Here is a 16,441-nt window from a genome sequence, read left to right as displayed (position 1 = left end):
AGATTTAGGATTTTTTAAAACTTAAAAAGTGACTTTAGAAAATCTTTGGTTAAAAACTTATCTAAAGGATAAATTCTCATAAAGTGATTGCCCACAAAGAAAATAATCAAAACCAAAGCTGGTTTGTATACCAAATTCAAAAAACTATTTGAAAAATTAGGCAAAACAATCGCCAAGGAAATGGCTAAAGTTGCTAAAATTACACTGTACAACATTTCTATCGTAAAAGGAGAAACCTTGAATTGATAGTAGTTGAACGCAATTTTGGTCAAGTTAAAAATCGTCAATGAAACGGCGTAAGAAATAGAAATTCCCAGAATTCCTAAACTGGTTTTATTGATGAAATAAAAGTTAAGACTCGTGGTAAGAACCGCCAAAAACAACATCACGTAAATATTAAATCGATAATATTTTGACATGGAAATAATGTGACTGTTAAAACCTGTTGCTAATTCAAACAACAATGCAAAACCAATTACCCAAACCAACGGTTGCGCTTCCAATAATAATTTTCCAGATTTTGGCATAAAATCCGTGAGGTAAGGATAACCAACTGCGATACAAGAAAATAGCACCAAACCTAGAAAAAACAAACTCAGTGAGGTTTTTTTATAATAAACATCGAGTTCTTTAATGGTGTCGTCTGCAAAATGTTTACTAATAATGGGCGCAGAAATATTATACAATCCCATCGAAGGAATACTGATGAGTTGTACCACAGAAAAAACCGTGCTATAAATTCCGTTTTCTTCGAAAGAAAGCTTTTCGCCAATCATATAATTGGAAATATTCAGTGCTAAGAAACTTCCTAAATTCCCTAAAAATCCATAGAAACTGTAATTCAAGATTTCTTTCCAAAGTTTGTCTTTTTTAACAAAATCTGTACTGAAATCTGGAGCTATTTTTTCTAATTTATTGATATACAATACATAACCAATTAATCCCAGCACAAAAACGCCTAAGAAAAATCCGTAAGATATTTTTTCTGAAGTTCCTAAGAAAAAGAACAGACAAAACGCTCCAAGATTGGCTAATTTTGGGAAGATATTTTCAAAAATATTCGGAACAACGATTCTTTTGAAATTAGAAATATATCGGTTAAAAACTGCGGAAAGCGACATTACCAAAACCATTGGCAAAATCAATCGTTTCATATCCCACAACTCAGAATCTTCCTGAAATGAGGAAAAAATATAGAAAAACGCGGAAAATCCGAGTAAAAAAATCAAGAAATTAATCCCAACACCAACTAAAGAAAGGCTAAAAAGATTTTGATGCTTCCCTTCTTCTTTGGCTTTCCCGAAAAAGTAAACATTAGAATAACTCAACCCGAAAACCACAAAAGGAACCAACATTAAGGTAGCCGATAAAACGAAACGCAGTTTCCCGTAGAAAACCATATCAAACGGAAATATAAAAATAGCAGAAACAGTTCCCAGTAAAAAACCAAGGTATCCTATGATAGAATATTTAAAACTTTGTCTGGCTACTACGCTCATTCTTTTTTAAGTTGTTGACTTGTTGATTTGTAAAGTCGTGAAACTGTAAAATAATTGAGTCGGAAAAACATCTTAACCATTTTACAACTTTACGATTTTACAATAAATATAATATTGTTAATGTAATTTTCATAATCTTTTACAAAGATAGCATTTTGAGATTTGATAAACTCTTCTGTCAATCTTTTCAATTCAAAAGTATTTCTCTCTAAATAATATGCTTCGAAACCCCAATTTTCCACTTCGGAAATTAAATTCCAAACAGGTTCTTGGTGATGGCGCTGTTCTATTTCTACCATTACCGTTGGTTTAAATTTCAAAATTGTTTCCTTTGCTCCGAAAAGCGTTTTCATCTCGTTTCCTTCTACATCTATTTTGATGAAATCTACTTTTTCTAATTTTTGAATTGGGTTAAAATCATCTAGTTTTACCACTTTCACCTTTTGAATAATGGTTTTTTCTTCATTTTCTTCTCTGAAATCGGTCTGCAAAGTTCCTCTGGAATTTACTTTTTCGCCTTTCAAAACTGGAATTTTAAATTCTGCAACCGTGTTTTCGTCTGACAAAGCCACCGAAAACAGTTTAACCTTCGGAAATAGCCTTTTCAATCTTCTGTTCAAAGATTTATTCGGTTCAAAAGCATAAATATTTTGAGGAAAAAGATGATATTCTAATTGATAAATAAAATGTCCCACGTTTGCGCCAACATCTATAAAAACAGCATCTTTCGGAAGAAATTCGGTCAACCAAAGCAATTCTGGTTCTACTTTTCTGGAAATAATATTTTCGCGGGAAAGTTGATTCTGTTTCTTAAAAAACCTCTGTTTGTACAACTGAGGAATGATATATTGTGACGCTTCTGTGAGAAGTTGATAGAATTTCATGAATGAATTATAAGAGTGCAAAAATAGTTTTTTCTAGTTCTTGTAAGACTTTTTCTTTGCTGAATTCTGAAAAATCTATATCTTTTTTGGTAAATAGAAAATCTCCTAGACTTCCTTTTTCTGGAATAATAAAAGAATATTTCGAAGGATAATTTTCTGGAAAAACCGCCAATTTTCCGAATTTAACAGCATCGCCAATGTTTCCACTCATTTTGGTAAAGCCGTAAATTTCTTTTTGACTGAAAAATTCCGTTTCCTGTTGAATTGGGCACCACAAAACATCTGCTTTTTGCATATAATCATCAAAAACATCTTGTGGAACCTTTTCTGTGAAATATTTTATTGAAATATTTTCTGGTTTTGATTGTTCAAAATCTTGAAGCATTTCCAATTCTTTTCCTTGTGCTTTTCCAAGGAATATAATTTCTAAAGGAAAATGAAAAATTTTAATTGATTTCAAAACTCTTTCATAATTTCTTCTCTTCTGCGAAACCGCACCTGGAATGACTATTGTGAATATTGGATTATTTGGTTTTTCTAAAAATTTGGTGTAAAAAATCGGTAAGAATTTATATTTGTCAGGCTGAGCATAAACTAAAGGTTTACGAACGAAGTTCTCGAAGCCTTGATCTAAAACCAAAAGATTTTTTGCTTTTTTGTAAACTTTTGACTTCCTCAATAAACCTTCTTTCAACAATAGTTTTAATCGATATTGAAAATCTTCTTTGAAAATAGAAGTCAACAAATCAAAGTTTAAAGCCTTCACAAAATTCAAATTATGACAAATAATGGAAGTATTAAATTTCTCTGCAACTTTCTCAAAAACATTGAAATAGCGATGAACAGTTCCGATGATAATGAGTTGATAGTTGTCGGTTGATAGTTGTTGGATAAGGTTTTCTGGAGTTGCCTTTTTGATATTTTCAGGCAATTTGTCATTCTGAGCGAAGCCGAAGAATCTCAGAATCTTTTCGCTGAAATAATAATCCACAGAAAATGCTTTGGAATCATTCATTAATTCCATAAAATTCAGCGCAATTTCAGCGTGAGTATCGAGTTCTATGTATGCGATTTTTTTCAAAATTTTAATGATATTCTATTTCTCTTTTCCACATATATAAATCTTTTCCGTTTACATTCTTTATTATTTCTATCCAATTATTATTTTCATCAAATCTATATCTGAATGTAACTTCAAAGCAATTTTCATTATCAAAAAACTCTATTTTTGAAATATTATCATTATCATCATAATAATAGGTTGTACTCATATTTAAAGATTGATTATCTGTATAACTTAGTTTTTTTAAAAGTTTACCAAACTTATATTCATAAATTGTTTTTGTTCCTTTTTTTAATTCTGTTTTATTTAATGCAGAATTCCAATCTCTCCAAAAATCTTGTTTGGAAATTAATTTATTATCATCGTATTTATATTCAACTTTAGAATTCAAATAATTAGTATTATCCTCACTTAATTTATAATTTTCAACCTTAATCAAATTATTTTTTTCATCAAAATAATTTTTCTTAATCATTTCTTTTACCCCGACAGGATCTTCACAAAAACATCTTTGATTATTATCTATATTTTTCCATTTTCTTTTATGTAAGACATATTCTTCAACAAGATTTTTTTTATCATAAACAAAAACACTGTCATATTGTTTTCTTCCATTAACATATCTTGAAATTTTTTTTAATTGATTTTTTTTGAAAAAATATTTTCTTGTATTGTAATCTTTTGTCTTAGAAAATTTCATTAATCTTATTTGTTTGGGATTTCTATTTTTATAATTTATAAAAATAGTTTTATATCTATTTACTGCACTTGAATCAAGGACCAATTTTGTTAATTTACCATTATAAAATTCTTTTGAAAAACTTGCCAAAAAAGAATGATCTTTGTAAAACCAATTTTCCTTGATTAGTAAAGAATTATTTATTTTTTTATAAAACTTTTCATAATTAATATAATACACAAAGTCATAATTGAACCAAATTTCTTTAAATTCTTTCTTAGTAAACTCATTTCCTAAAAATCCTTCGTGCCCATAATCACTATTATATAAAAACTGAGGATTTTGTTTTTCTGTTAAAAAAGAAACATATTCTCTTACATATTTAGGATTACCAATAATAGTGTCTTGAAATTTTTGAGATTTAACACAAAATGAAATCAAAATGAAAATTGAAAAAAGATATTTCATTGTTTATTTTTTAATTCAAAAACTTTTTATAATTTCTACTTTTCTGCGAAGCCATTCCTAGAATAACTATTGTGAAAGTTTCGTTTTCCAAATTTGAAGAAAATTTCGTTTATAAAACAGTTGAGATTCTTATTCCTGTCATCATTCTGAGCGAAGCCTAAGAATCTCAGAATTTTTTCGCTGAAATAATAATCCACAGAAAATGCTTTGGAATCATTCATTAATTCCATAAAATTCAGCGCAATTTCAGCGTGAGTATCCAGTTCTATGTATGCGATTTTTTTCAATTCAGGAATTTATTTATTTTGCTTTAGCTTCAATAATATCTAAACTTACAGCTCTGCCAGACAATTTCTTGGCTAAATCGTCGAAATACTTTTGATTATAATAGGTTTTCGTTCCATCAACCCAAGTTTCCAAAACATTCGTTTTCAAAATATCTTTCTCATCAACATTCATTAAATCTTGATTCAAAATAATAAAATCCGCATTTTTTCCTACTTCTAAACTTCCTCTTTCTTTCTCTTGAAATACAGATTTTGCTGCCCAAATTGTCATTCCACGCAAGGTTTGTTCTCTGGTTAAAGCATTCTCTTTCTGAAAACCATTTTCAGGATAATTCTGTGCATCTTTTCTGGCAACTGCTGCTAAAAATGTTTTAAACGGATTAATGTCTTCCACTGGAAAATCGGTTCCCAAAGCAATCCAACCGTTTTGTTTCAACAAATCTTGATAAGCATACGCTGTTTTGATGCGCTCACTTCCCAATCTTTCTTCCGCCCAATACATATCAGAAGTAGCGTGAGTTGGCTGAACAGACGGAACAATATTATATTTTCCAAAATATTGAAAATCATTTGGATTTACAATTTGTGCATGTTCTATTCTCCATCTTTTATCGTTTTTACCTTTTAGAACATCACCATAAATTTTCAGAATTTCTCTATTCGCAGAATCACCAATTGCGTGAGTACACATTTGCAAGTCACTCTTAACCAATTTTTTAGCTAAATTTTCAAAGTGAGATTTTTCGCTTAATAGAAAACCTCTCCATTTCGGTTTATCGTGATAATCGCTTAGTAAACAAGCACCTCTACTTCCCAAAGCTCCATCTGCATAAACTTTAAAACCGCCAACTGTGATTTTTCCGTTCGTGTATCGACCTTTTTTAGTCCATTTTTCGTAATATTCAGGATTGTCACTTAAAAGTGCAAAAACATTCATTTTCAACACATTTTGCTTCTGAGATTTTTCTAAAAGCGACAAAGTATGCTCAGAAATCCCGCAATCATGAAGCGACGTTAAACCAAAAGCAAAGCATTCTTTTTGCAACTCCCCAAAATATTGTATCGCCAAATCATCTTCAATCTCTGGAATCACTTTTTCTACCAAATCCATCGCATTATCAACTAAAATTCCGGTTAATTTTCCGTTTTTTTGTTCAATATCTCCACCCAAAATTTTAGTTTCGGTTGTAATTTTGGCCAAATCCAAAGCTTTTTGATTGGCAATGGCAGCGTGACCATCCACTCTTTTTAAATAAACCGGACGATTAGGAAACAATTCATCTAATTTTTCTTTGGTTGGATATTCTTTTACCGCCCAATCATTTTGATCCCAACCTCTTCCGTACAACCAAAATTTAGGAGCTGTTTCACTGTATTTTTTGATTTTTTCTACAATTTCTTCCCAAGATTTAGTGCCAACCAAATCACTTTTCCAACGATCTGTTGCATAACCTGTAAAATGGCAATGCGCATCTATAAAACCTGGATAAATGGGCTTTCCTTGAGCATCAATTTGTTGAGTAGTCTTATATTTTTTTAGAATTTCTTTTCCTCCAATCGCTACAATTTTTCCTTTGGAAATCGCCATGACTTCAGCAACATCAAAGTTCTGATTTACAGTATAAATTTTAGCATTGTAAACAATTAAATCTGCTTTTTTTTGTGCGGAAAAAACACTAAAAAACAATATAGAAATAATGGTAAGGACAAGTCGTGACTTGTCCGAAAATCGAAGATTTTCAGTAGGATTAATTATTTTCATAAAATTTATCTTTCTCCCAATTTTCAGGATTATTTGTAATGTAATTGTAAATATTTTCATAACTGCTTTCAGACCTTACAATATGATCGTGAAATGACCTTTGCCAAGAAAAATAAATATCCCCTAACAAATGAATTTCTTTTGAAACTATTGTTTTATAAGCGCCAATTAAAGACGAAACAGATTTTATTTTTAAATCATAATCTTTTTTATTGATTTCAAAAAGTATATGCAAATGATTTGGCATAATTATATAATTATGAATTTCTAAATAAGGATATTGTTCTTCTAACCAAATACATTTTTCATGAGCGATTTTTCCAAAATTACTCAAATTCATTATACCACTTTCTACTTTTCCAAAATAATGAACTCTATTTTGTGTGCAAATTGTAACAAAATAAATGGCTTCTGACGAATAATCAAAATCTAATTTTCTATTTCGTTTTCTTCCTTGCATATATCTTTTTATTTAAAATTTCTTCGAAATTTTGGACAAGTCACGACTTGTCCCTACGTGATTTTTTTAACATTTCATTCCAACGCAAATTTCTGATAAATGCAATTTCTTCATTGGATAAAATCATTTCATTCTTTTGATTTAAAAAAGATTTCATCGTAATAAAAAACTCAGAAATCGATTTATTCTTCAAAGAAGATTTTGCCGAAGAAATAGCAGCCAAAGGAAAATTAAGTCCAATATTATAGAAATATTCTCCCAATTTCTGGGCTTTTTGAGATTTGTATTTATAAGCAGTTGGACGAAGATGTTTCACCCAAAGTTCTTGAAGTGTTACTGTTTCAAATCCGTGCATTTTGCAAAGCATCACATCAATATTATCCCAACCAAGAACCGCTCTCAAACCATTCATTTTCAAAAATAATTCTTTTCGGTAAGATTTTATAGGACCACGAACATGATTTTTAGAAGACAGATTTTCAAAAATCCATTTATTTTGATTGGTGAAATCGTGAAGTTGTGAAGTTGTAAAGTCTTTTTTGTCAGGCTGAGCATAAACTAAAGGTTTACGAACGAAGTTCACGAAGCCTTTTTTAATATAAACCAACCCAGAAACCATTCCTGCTTTTGGATTTTTCTCGTAAACTTCGTTGATTTTTTCTAAATAATTTGAAGGAAAAACAATGTCAGCATCAAATTTACAAACCACGTCAAAATTTTCTAAATTTTCGGTTTCTAAGCCTTTGTTGAACGTTCTTACCACTTTTGCGCCGGGTTGATGTTCAGATTTTTCTAAATTTAAAACTTTGAAACTTAACGCTTCGACTCCGCTCAGCGTGACACTTTTAATGAAATCTTCTACAATTTCTTGGGTTTTATCGGTAGAACCGTCGTTCACAATGACGCATTTAAAATCCTGAAACGTCTGATTTTTCAGAGATTCTAAACACGGAAGTATGTTTTCTTCTTCGTTGTGAGCGGGAATTATAATGAGAAACTTCATGGATTACATTAATTCGTCATGCCATTCTTTGATGATTACTTTCGAGACCAAACCTGTGGTTACAAATGGATCGCCTTTTACAAATTCTTCAGCAGATTCTCTGTCTGTAAAAATCGCCATCGCTCCTTCTCCCGGAATTGCAAACGGACCAATTCCCAATATTTTTCCAGCTTTTACAAAGATTTCTTCATTGGCTTGATGCGCAGGAAAAACTTCCATCATTTTCTCCATAGTTGTATCTGGCGCGGTTTCGTAAAGGACAACTGTTTTCATATTTTTTTGTAATTAGTAATTCGTATTTTGGTATTTGATATTTTAAATTTTGGCTAAAGCCAATTGAATTTTATTTATTTTGAAAACGGGCTAAAGTCCGTTCCTATTGAAACCAATACTTGTTATTGGAATAAATTCAAAACCTCAAATTATCTGTCGTTCCTACGGAACTTCCTTTCAAAATCTACATTTTTTTCTACAAACCTTTTGCTTCTACGAAGCAGAAACATCTTTTAAACTCTAATGTTTGGAATAAATTCCAAACCTAAAATTATCCATCGTTCCTACGGAAATTCCTTTCAAATTCTACATTTTTCTTACAAACCTTTTGCTTCTATGAAGCAAAAACATCTATTAAACTCTAATGTTTGGAATAAATTCCAAATCTTAAAAATCTATCGTTCCTACGGAACTTCCTTTCAAATTTTTATTTTTTCTACAAACCTTTTGCTTCTACGAAGCAAAAACATATTTTAAACTCTAATGTTTGGAGTAAATTCCAAACCTCAAATTATCTATCGTTCCTACCGAACTTCCTTTCAAAATCTACATTTTTTCTACAAACCTTTTGCTTCTATGAAGCAAAAATATTTTCAATTATAAACAAACTCAATAAAATTTTATAATTTATAGATTGCTTCGTTCCTCGCAATAACAAGGTAATCTTCATTTTCAATTCTCAACTTTCAATTCTCAATTCTAATGCGCTTCCAGCCAATTTTCACCCACGCCAACTTCCACCAATAAAGGAACTTCAGTTTTGTAGGCATTTTCCATATTTTCTTTAATCAGTTTTTTGGCGATTTCTACTTCATTTTCTGGTGCTTCAAAAACCAATTCGTCATGTACTTGTAAGAGCATTTTGGTTTTCAGATGTTCCTGTTCCAGAACTTCCTGAATTTTAATCATCGCCAATTTGATAATATCTGCAGCAGAACCTTGAATCGGTGCGTTTACAGCATTTCTTTCGGCGTGACCTTTTACCACAAAATTATTAGAATTGATGTCTTGCAAATGGCGTTTTCTGCCCAAAATTGTTTCTACATATCCTAATTTTCTGGCTTTCGCAACTTGTTCTGCCATGAATTCTTTCAATTTCGGATAGGTTTCGTAGTAAGAATCGATAAGTTGTTTTGCTTCCGTTCGTGAAAGTCCAGTTTGTTCTGCCAAAGCAAACGCACCTTGACCATAAATAATCCCAAAATTCACGGTTTTGGCTTGTGAACGTTGCGTTTTGGTCACTTCTTCAATTGGGATTTTAAATAATTTTGCCGCTGTAGAAGCGTGAATATCTTCGCAATTTTGGAAGGCTTTAATCATGTTTTCTTCGCCAGAAATTTCTGCAATCAAACGCAATTCTATCTGAGAATAATCGGCAGAAATAAGTTTGTTTCCTTCATCTGCCACGAAAGCTCCACGAATTTGTTGACCACGTAAAGTTCTAATCGGAATGTTCTGTAAATTCGGGTTCAGAGAAGCCAATCTTCCTGTAGCAGCCGTAGTTTGCGAAAAGTTGGTATGTACTCTTTTCGTGTCTTTGTCAATCTGATTCGGCAATGCATCTACATACGTTGATTTCAATTTTTGGTAGGTTCTGTATTCTAAAATGTATTGTATAATTTCATGTTTAGAAGCTAATTTCTGCAAAATATCTTCCGAAGTAGCGTATTGACCAGTTTTGGTCTTTTTCGCTTTCGGGTCTAGTTTTAACTTTTCGAATAAAATTTCGCCGAGTTGTTTCGGAGAATTCATGTTAAATTCTTCTCCACAGAGCTCAAAAATTTTGGTTTCAAGGTTTTTCAGGTCGTTTTCTAAGTCCTTGCTTTCTTGAATCAACCAATTTTCGTCTAAAGAAATTCCCGCAAATTCCATTTTTGCTAAAACGCGCATTAATGGCATTTCTATGTGATAAAACAAATCTTCTACCCCTTCTTTTTTCAGTTGAGGCGCAAAAATTTCATAGAGTTGAAAGGTTACATCTGCATCTTCCGCAGCGTAATTGGTTTGTTCTTCTAGCGAAACATCACGCAAAGTTCCTTGGTTTTTACCCTTTTTGCCAATTAAACTTTCAATAGAGACAGGCTTATAATTGAGGTAAATCTCTGAAAGATAATCCATTCCGTGTCTTCCGTCTGGATTTAGAAGATAATGGGCAATCATCGTGTCAAAAATCGCTCCTTCTACTTCTACACCGTAATGTTTCAGAACTTTATAATCGAATTTAAGATTGTGAGCGATTTTTAAAATCTCTTTTTTCTCAAAAAACGGACGGAAAATTTCTAACGTTTTCTTCGCTTCTTCTTGGTTTTCAGAAATCGGAATGTAATACGCCAATCCTTTTCTATAACAGAAACTCATCCCGATAAGTTCGGTTTCCATTTCATTAAGCGAAGTAGTTTCTGTATCAAAACAAACTACTTTTTGCGCCAAAAGATTTTTGACTAAAATTTTCTGAGCTTTTTCGGTATTGATATATTGATAAATTTTATCCGTAGTTTCAATATTGAGCGTAGTAGAAGTAGATTGTTCTAGCGCTTCGAAATCTGCAAATAAATCGAGTTGAGTTCCGTGTTGTGAGTTTGGAGTTTCGGATTTTTCGGTTTTTGTATCAATAGGTTGCTTCTCTTCGTTCGTAATGACAGCCGTTTCATGAAATGCTCTGTACAGATTTTCATACAACCTTCTGAATTCTATTTCGTCAAAAATCTCACGAACTTTTTCGAAATCTGGAATATCTAAATCGTATTGCTCCTGGTGGAATTCAACGGGAACGTCACAAATAATCGTTGCCAATTTTTTTGACAAAATCCCTCTTTCTGCAGAGTTTTCTACTTTTTCTTTCAGTTTTCCTTTCAGTTGAGAAGTGTTTGCCAAAAGATTTTCGATGCTGCCAAATTCTTTCAAAAATTTCATAGCAGTTTTTTCGCCCACTCCTTCCAACCCTGGAATATTATCCACGGCATCTCCCATCATCGCAAGGAAATCGATGACTTGTTTTGGGTCTTCAATTTCGTATTTGGCTTTAACTTCTTCCACGCCTAAAATTTCTACATCGCCACCTTTTAAACCCGGTTTGTAGATTTTAATTTTATCGGTAACCAACTGCGCAAAATCTTTATCTGGCGTTACCATAAACGTGGTGTAATTTTCTTTTTCGGCTTTATTGGCAATGGTTCCTATCACGTCATCTGCTTCATAACCTTCAACTCCCAAAATCGGAATATGCATGGCTTCTAAAATCCTGTGAATGTATGGAACTGCGTTTTTAATCGCTTCTGGAGTGTCACTTCTGTTGGCTTTGTATTCTGTAAAATCTGCGGTTCTCACATTTTCTTTTCCTACATCAAAAACCACAGCCAAATGTGTAGGTTTTTCTCTTCTAATCAACTCAATTAATGAATTGGTAAATCCAAAAATAGCAGACGTATCAAAACCTTTAGAAGTTAATCTAGGATTTCTAATCAGGGCGTAATAACCGCGGAAAATCATCGCATAAGCATCGATGAGAAAAAGTCTTTTGTCAGAATTTGTCATAAAAACAAAGATAGGGAAAAGTCAGAAGTCGGAAGTCAGAAGTTGGAAGAAATTTGTGAGAAGTTGGGATTGAAGTTTTTATTTTTGAGAAATTTTAAATTTAATCGTATTTTTGACTCAATGAAAGATTTGAATTTAAGGAACGTTACGGTAATGCGTTACATTCTTCCGCTTCGTGAAGGTGGAAGTTTGCCTGCATTAGCAGAAGCGGATGATGATTTTAAATACGTTTTGAAATTTCGAGGCGCTGGTCACGGTGTTAAAATGCTGATCTCTGAACTTTTGGGCGGAAAAATTACAGAAATTCTCGGTTTGAAAATTCCAGAATTGGTTTTTGCGAATCTAGATGTAGATTTCGGGAGAACCGAAGCCGATGAAGAAATTCAGGATTTACTGAAATTTTCAGAAGGCTTAAACTTAGGTTTGCATTATCTTTCTGGAGCTATTGCATACGATCCAAGCATGAAAATCGATGCGCTTTTGGCTTCTAAAATTGTTTGGCTCGATGCGTTTATTACCAATATCGACCGTACTTTCAAGAATACCAATTTGCTTTGGTGGCACAAAGAACTTTGGGTGATTGATAATGGAGCTTCTTTCTATTTCCATCACTCTTGGCAAAATTTTGATGCAGCTGCGAAAACTCCTTTCAAATATGTAAAAGACCACGTTTTGCTTCCTCAAGCCAGCAAATTAGACGAAGCAGATACATTTGCAAAATCGGTTTTAAATGATGACGTTTTCAAAGCGATTGTGCATTTAATTCCTGAAGATTGGTTGCAATGGAATGACGCCGATGAATCGCCAGAAGAAATACGAGAAATTTACTTTAATTTCTTGAAAACCAGATTAGAACATTCAGAAATCTTTTTAAACGAAGCCAAAAATGCAAGAGGATAAAATTTACGAATACGCAGTCATAAGATTGGTTCCTAAGGTTGAAAGAGAAGAATTTTTCAACATAGGATTGGTGATGTTTTCTAAGAAAGAGAAATACATAAGAGTAGAATTTTATCTGTGTAAAGATAAATTCCAACTGATGCACAGCAAATTAGACTATGAAGAAGTTTTTAAAAATCTGGAAAACTTTCAAAAAGTTGCCAAAGGCGAAAAAGAAGGCGGTCCAATAGCTTTGCTGGAAATTCCTGAACGTTTTCGTTGGCTCACTGCAGTAAGAAGCGCCGTGATTCAAACATCACGACCTCATCCTGGAAAATCTAAAGATTTGGACAAAACTTTTGAAAGATTATTTGAAGAATTGGTGAAATAAAAATTTATTTCACTTTTACTTCTTTCAGTTTTTCTATTCTTTTTATTTCTTTTAAAAGCAATGGAAATGCTGGTTCTGCCATTCCGCCATGGTCGAAACCTTGCAATTCATACAATGTAGTTTGTTGATGCCCAGCTAGTTTCATCATTCTTTGCATATAAGCGTTTTCTTCGTATCTACCGAATAATTCTAATTCTCTATCGCCGGTAATTAACAACATCGGTGGCGCATCTGCTCTTACAAAATACAGCGGTGCAAATTCATCAATTAGTGGTTTATATTCTGGAAAACCTTTTTCTTTTCTGATGGTAAAATGTGTGATAGTATGTCCGCTAAAAGGAATAATTCCTGCCAATCGATTCGCATCTAGATTGTATTTTGCAAGGTAATCTTTGTTCAATGCAACCATGCTCGCCAAATAACCACCCGCAGAATGTCCTGAGATAAAAATTAAATTTTCATCACCACCATAATTTTTAATATTTTTAAAAACCCAAGCAGTTGCCGCTGCTGCATCTTCAATAGCTTTCGCCGCATTTACATGAGGTGAAAGTCTGTAATTAACGCCAATGATCGCAATTCCTTTCTCCTGTAAATATTTAGGAATTTCTTTGTTTCCACCAGTTAATCCACCTCCGTGAAACCAAATCACTGTAGAAAAATTCTTTACATTTTTAGGAATATAAACATCTAAGACACAACGTTCATTGATGTAAACATCTGATTTATTAATAGATTCATTGTAATAATGAATATTCGTAATCGTTTGATAATCTTTATTTTGCGCAAATAATTGCATTGAAATAAAGATGAAAAATAAAAATACCCATAACTTTTTCATAGTAGAAATTGAATTTGGTTTAAAAAATAAAAAACGTGCAAATACGCACGTTTTTTTCGTTTATAGTTTCGTCAATTTTGCAAATTTCAGGATTAGATTTTTTTCTCCTTCTGTTACAAATTTTACTTTAGCTTTAATATTTTCTGGGTCGGTTCCATCAAGAAAAACTACTTCTCCTACTCCAAATCTATCATGACGAACTCTGTCTCCTACTTCAATATCTTGAGAAGAATTTCCGCTCGGGTTGATGATTTTTGCTGAAGCAACCGGTTTTAATTTTTTAGGTAAAGGCAAAGATTCAGGTTCAGAAGAAGAAAGTTTCTTCTTTTCAATTTTTTTGAAAGTTCTAGGCTCAAAAGAATTATCACCAAAAATATCTGAACTTAATCCAGATTTATTTACAAATCTGCTTTCTACGGCTGGATTTAAGAATTCTATATACTCTTCGTCTACTTCGCTTAAGAATCTGGAAGGTTCAGCATCTGTAATTTTACCCCATTGAAATCTGGAAACGGCGTAAGAAAAGAACACCTGTTTTTCGGCTCTGGTTAAAGCTACGTAGAATAATCTTCGCTCTTCTTCCAACTCTTCACGCGTGGAAGAACTCATAAAACTTGGGAACAAATTTTCTTCTAAACCTACCAAATGAACTACTGGAAACTCCAATCCTTTTGACAAGTGAATCGTCATCAAAGAAACTTGGTCTTCGTTTTCAGATTTCTTGTCTTGGTCGGTAGAAAGTGCGATGTTTTCTAGAAAACTCGACAAACTTGGGTCTCCGTCTTCTAACTGTTGTTGCTCCTCTATGAAACCTTGCATAGAGTTCATGAGTTCTTGCACGTTTTCTACTCTAGAAATTCCTTCAGGAGTTTGGTCGTCTTTCAAAAACTTGATTAAACCACTTCTTTGGGCAACTTCCATTGCAACGGTGTACACATTTTCGGTTTTCAGCATCACTTGGAATGCTTTAATCATGCTCCAAAAATCTGCCAATTTAGAAATCACGCCATTGTTAAAACCTAAATGTGGTGCATAAATTCCTAAATTATCTAAAACATTCGCCAAACTCACATTTTGTGAATCCGCAAAAACAATCAATTTATTCTGAGTGGTTTCTCCAATTCCACGAGTGGGATAATTGATGACTCTGAGCAAAGCTTCGCTGTCATTTTCATTGACCAAAAGCCTTAAATACGCCACCAAATCTTTGATTTCTTTTCTTTGGTAAAAACTTAAACCGCCATAAACTCTGTACGGAATATTTTTACGTCTCAGCGCATCTTCGAAAGCTCTGGTCTGGGAATTGGTTCTATATAAAATGGCAAAATCTGTAAATTTTCTTTGGTTAGCGTTGTGCTGTTCCCAAATGTTATTCGCCACAAAATTGGCTTCGTCTGCATCTGAAAGCGCTCGGAAAACCTTTATCTTATCGCCCACTTCATTATCACTGAATACATTTTTCTTGAACTGTTCTTTGTTTCTGGCAATCACCACATTCGCAGCGTTGACAATATTTTGCGTAGAACGGTAATTCTGCTCCAGAGAAACGGTTTTGGCATCTGGATAATCTTTCTTGAAGTTCAAAATATTATAAATATTAGCACCACGGAAAGAGTAAATGGACTGCGCATCATCTCCTACCACACAAATATTTTCAAATTTTGAAGAAAGCGCCTTCACTATTAAATATTGAGAATGGTTGGTATCTTGGTACTCATCTACCAAAATATATCTGAATCTATCTTGATATTTGGCTAAAACTTCTGGAAATCTCGTCAATAATTCATTGGTTCTCAAGAGTAAATCATCAAAATCCATCGCGCCATTTCTGAAACATTGCTCTACATATTTCTCGTAGATTTTGCCAATGTATTTCATGTTTGAACGTTCGTCTGCTTCGATTAATTCTGGATTATTCTGATAGGCACGAACTGTGATGAGATTGTTCTTATAGCTAGAAATTCTAGCTTGAACTTTTTTAGGCTTGTATAATTCTTGGTCAATATTGAGGTCTTTCAAGACTTTTTTGAGAACATTGAGAGAATCTTGCGTGTCATAAATGGTAAAATTAGAAGGAAAACCGAGATAATGCGCTTCGCTTCTCAGAATTCTGGCAAAAACAGAGTGGAAAGTTCCCATCCAAAGAGATTTGGCATTACCTTCTCCTACTACTTTTGCAATACGCAGTTTCATTTCTTTGGCGGCTTTGTTGGTAAAAGTAAGCGCCAAAATATTAAAAGGATCAATTCCGTTGGTAATAAGATGTGCAATTCTCATGGTGAGAACGCGCGTTTTACCAGAACCAGCTCCTGCCAAAACCATGAGAGGTCCTTGTAAAGTGGTAACTGCTTCGTATTGAGGTTCGTTGAGTCCTTCTAAATAATTCATTCTTGCATTAAAATTTTGTGTTGCGAATTT

The 16,441-nt window shown here is 32.9% G+C and carries 14 protein-coding genes; 2 read left to right on the top strand and 12 right to left on the bottom strand.

The window, feature by feature from the left end; genetic code table 11:
- Positions 1-14 precede the first annotated feature (14 nt).
- The 10 genes from C3729_RS00725 to polA form a co-directional block, all read right to left on the bottom strand.
- Positions 15-1,499 carry a lipopolysaccharide biosynthesis protein gene (locus tag C3729_RS00725; protein ID WP_104792386.1) on the bottom strand — a complete coding sequence of 495 codons (1,485 nt, stop codon included), beginning with the start codon at positions 1,497-1,499 and terminating at the stop codon, positions 15-17.
- A gap of 89 nt (positions 1,500-1,588) precedes the next feature.
- On the bottom strand, positions 1,589-2,383 hold the full coding sequence (locus tag C3729_RS00720; RefSeq protein WP_104792385.1) for an FkbM family methyltransferase: 795 nt from the start codon (positions 2,381-2,383) through the stop codon (positions 1,589-1,591).
- Between the two features lie 7 nt (positions 2,384-2,390).
- A complete protein-coding gene (locus C3729_RS00715) occupies positions 2,391-3,464 on the bottom strand; it encodes a hypothetical protein (protein ID WP_104792384.1) in 1,074 nt (357 codons plus the stop codon).
- Between the two features lie 4 nt (positions 3,465-3,468).
- On the bottom strand, positions 3,469-4,593 hold the full coding sequence (locus C3729_RS13195) for a hypothetical protein (RefSeq protein ID WP_165785692.1): 1,125 nt from the start codon (positions 4,591-4,593) through the stop codon (positions 3,469-3,471).
- Positions 4,594-4,628: 35 nt separating this feature from the next.
- Positions 4,629-4,880 (bottom strand): hypothetical protein, encoded by a 252-nt coding sequence (locus C3729_RS00700; RefSeq protein WP_104792381.1) that lies wholly within the window; start codon positions 4,878-4,880, stop codon positions 4,629-4,631.
- A 13-nt stretch (positions 4,881-4,893) separates the two neighbouring features.
- Positions 4,894-6,642 (bottom strand): amidohydrolase, encoded by a 1,749-nt coding sequence (locus C3729_RS00695; protein ID WP_104792380.1) that lies wholly within the window; start codon positions 6,640-6,642, stop codon positions 4,894-4,896.
- On the bottom strand, positions 6,629-7,102 hold the full coding sequence (locus C3729_RS00690) for a transposase (protein WP_104792379.1): 474 nt from the start codon (positions 7,100-7,102) through the stop codon (positions 6,629-6,631). The genes C3729_RS00695 and C3729_RS00690 overlap by 14 nt, the downstream gene beginning before the upstream one ends.
- Positions 7,103-7,142: 40 nt before the next feature.
- Positions 7,143-8,105, bottom strand: coding sequence for a glycosyltransferase family 2 protein (locus C3729_RS00685; RefSeq protein WP_104792378.1), 963 nt, complete (start codon positions 8,103-8,105; stop codon positions 7,143-7,145).
- Between the two features lie 3 nt (positions 8,106-8,108).
- A complete protein-coding gene (locus C3729_RS00680) occupies positions 8,109-8,378 on the bottom strand; it encodes a YciI family protein (protein WP_069797596.1) in 270 nt (89 codons plus the stop codon).
- A gap of 699 nt (positions 8,379-9,077) precedes the next feature.
- The gene (gene polA / locus C3729_RS00675; protein ID WP_104792377.1) at positions 9,078-11,912 is read right to left on the bottom strand and encodes a DNA polymerase I; all 2,835 of its coding nucleotides are present in this window, start codon (positions 11,910-11,912) and stop codon (positions 9,078-9,080) included.
- 120 nt (positions 11,913-12,032) lie between these two features.
- Here polA and C3729_RS00670 point away from each other — a divergent pair, with 120 nt between their 5' ends.
- Complete coding sequence (locus tag C3729_RS00670; RefSeq protein WP_104792376.1) at positions 12,033-12,812, top strand: HipA family kinase; 780 nt, start codon at positions 12,033-12,035, stop codon at positions 12,810-12,812.
- Entirely contained in the window at positions 12,799-13,182 is a 384-nt protein-coding gene (locus C3729_RS00665; protein WP_104792375.1) for a DUF3037 domain-containing protein, read from the top strand. Before C3729_RS00670 ends, C3729_RS00665 begins: the two co-directional genes overlap by 14 nt.
- A 4-nt stretch (positions 13,183-13,186) precedes the next feature.
- Here C3729_RS00665 and C3729_RS00660 read toward each other — a convergent pair whose 3' ends face one another.
- Together C3729_RS00660 and C3729_RS00655 are read right to left on the bottom strand one after the other, a co-directional pair.
- Complete coding sequence (locus C3729_RS00660; RefSeq protein ID WP_104792374.1) at positions 13,187-14,023, bottom strand: alpha/beta hydrolase; 837 nt, start codon at positions 14,021-14,023, stop codon at positions 13,187-13,189.
- A gap of 60 nt (positions 14,024-14,083) precedes the next feature.
- Positions 14,084-16,411, bottom strand: coding sequence for an ATP-dependent helicase (locus tag C3729_RS00655; protein ID WP_104792373.1), 2,328 nt, complete (start codon positions 16,409-16,411; stop codon positions 14,084-14,086).
- Positions 16,412-16,441: the final 30 nt, after the last annotated feature.

Origin of the sequence: Cloacibacterium normanense, assembly GCF_002943105.1 — a bacterium.
In the GTDB taxonomy this organism is placed as follows: Bacteria; Bacteroidota; Bacteroidia; order Flavobacteriales; family Weeksellaceae; genus Cloacibacterium.
This window is presented reverse-complemented; position numbering and strand designations above follow the sequence as displayed.

What these genes read in the sequence shown, in the direction of transcription:
- C3729_RS00685 (WP_104792378.1), bottom strand. Translation starts at nt 8,105, where the DNA reads ATGAAGTTTCTCATTATAATTCCCGCTCACAACGAAGAAGAAAACATA.
- C3729_RS13195 (WP_165785692.1), bottom strand. Translation starts at nt 4,593, where the DNA reads ATGAAATATCTTTTTTCAATTTTCATTTTGATTTCATTTTGTGTTAAA.
- C3729_RS00655 (WP_104792373.1), bottom strand. Translation starts at nt 16,411, where the DNA reads ATGAATTATTTAGAAGGACTCAACGAACCTCAATACGAAGCAGTTACC.
- polA (WP_104792377.1), bottom strand. Translation starts at nt 11,912, where the DNA reads ATGACAAATTCTGACAAAAGACTTTTTCTCATCGATGCTTATGCGATG.
- C3729_RS00680 (WP_069797596.1), bottom strand. Translation starts at nt 8,378, where the DNA reads ATGAAAACAGTTGTCCTTTACGAAACCGCGCCAGATACAACTATGGAG.
- C3729_RS00690 (WP_104792379.1), bottom strand. Translation starts at nt 7,102, where the DNA reads ATGCAAGGAAGAAAACGAAATAGAAAATTAGATTTTGATTATTCGTCA.
- C3729_RS00720 (WP_104792385.1), bottom strand. Translation starts at nt 2,383, where the DNA reads ATGAAATTCTATCAACTTCTCACAGAAGCGTCACAATATATCATTCCT.
- C3729_RS00660 (WP_104792374.1), bottom strand. Translation starts at nt 14,023, where the DNA reads ATGAAAAAGTTATGGGTATTTTTATTTTTCATCTTTATTTCAATGCAA.
- C3729_RS00665 (WP_104792375.1), top strand. Translation starts at nt 12,799, where the DNA reads ATGCAAGAGGATAAAATTTACGAATACGCAGTCATAAGATTGGTTCCT.
- C3729_RS00670 (WP_104792376.1), top strand. Translation starts at nt 12,033, where the DNA reads ATGAAAGATTTGAATTTAAGGAACGTTACGGTAATGCGTTACATTCTT.
- C3729_RS00695 (WP_104792380.1), bottom strand. Translation starts at nt 6,642, where the DNA reads ATGAAAATAATTAATCCTACTGAAAATCTTCGATTTTCGGACAAGTCA.
- C3729_RS00725 (WP_104792386.1), bottom strand. Translation starts at nt 1,499, where the DNA reads ATGAGCGTAGTAGCCAGACAAAGTTTTAAATATTCTATCATAGGATAC.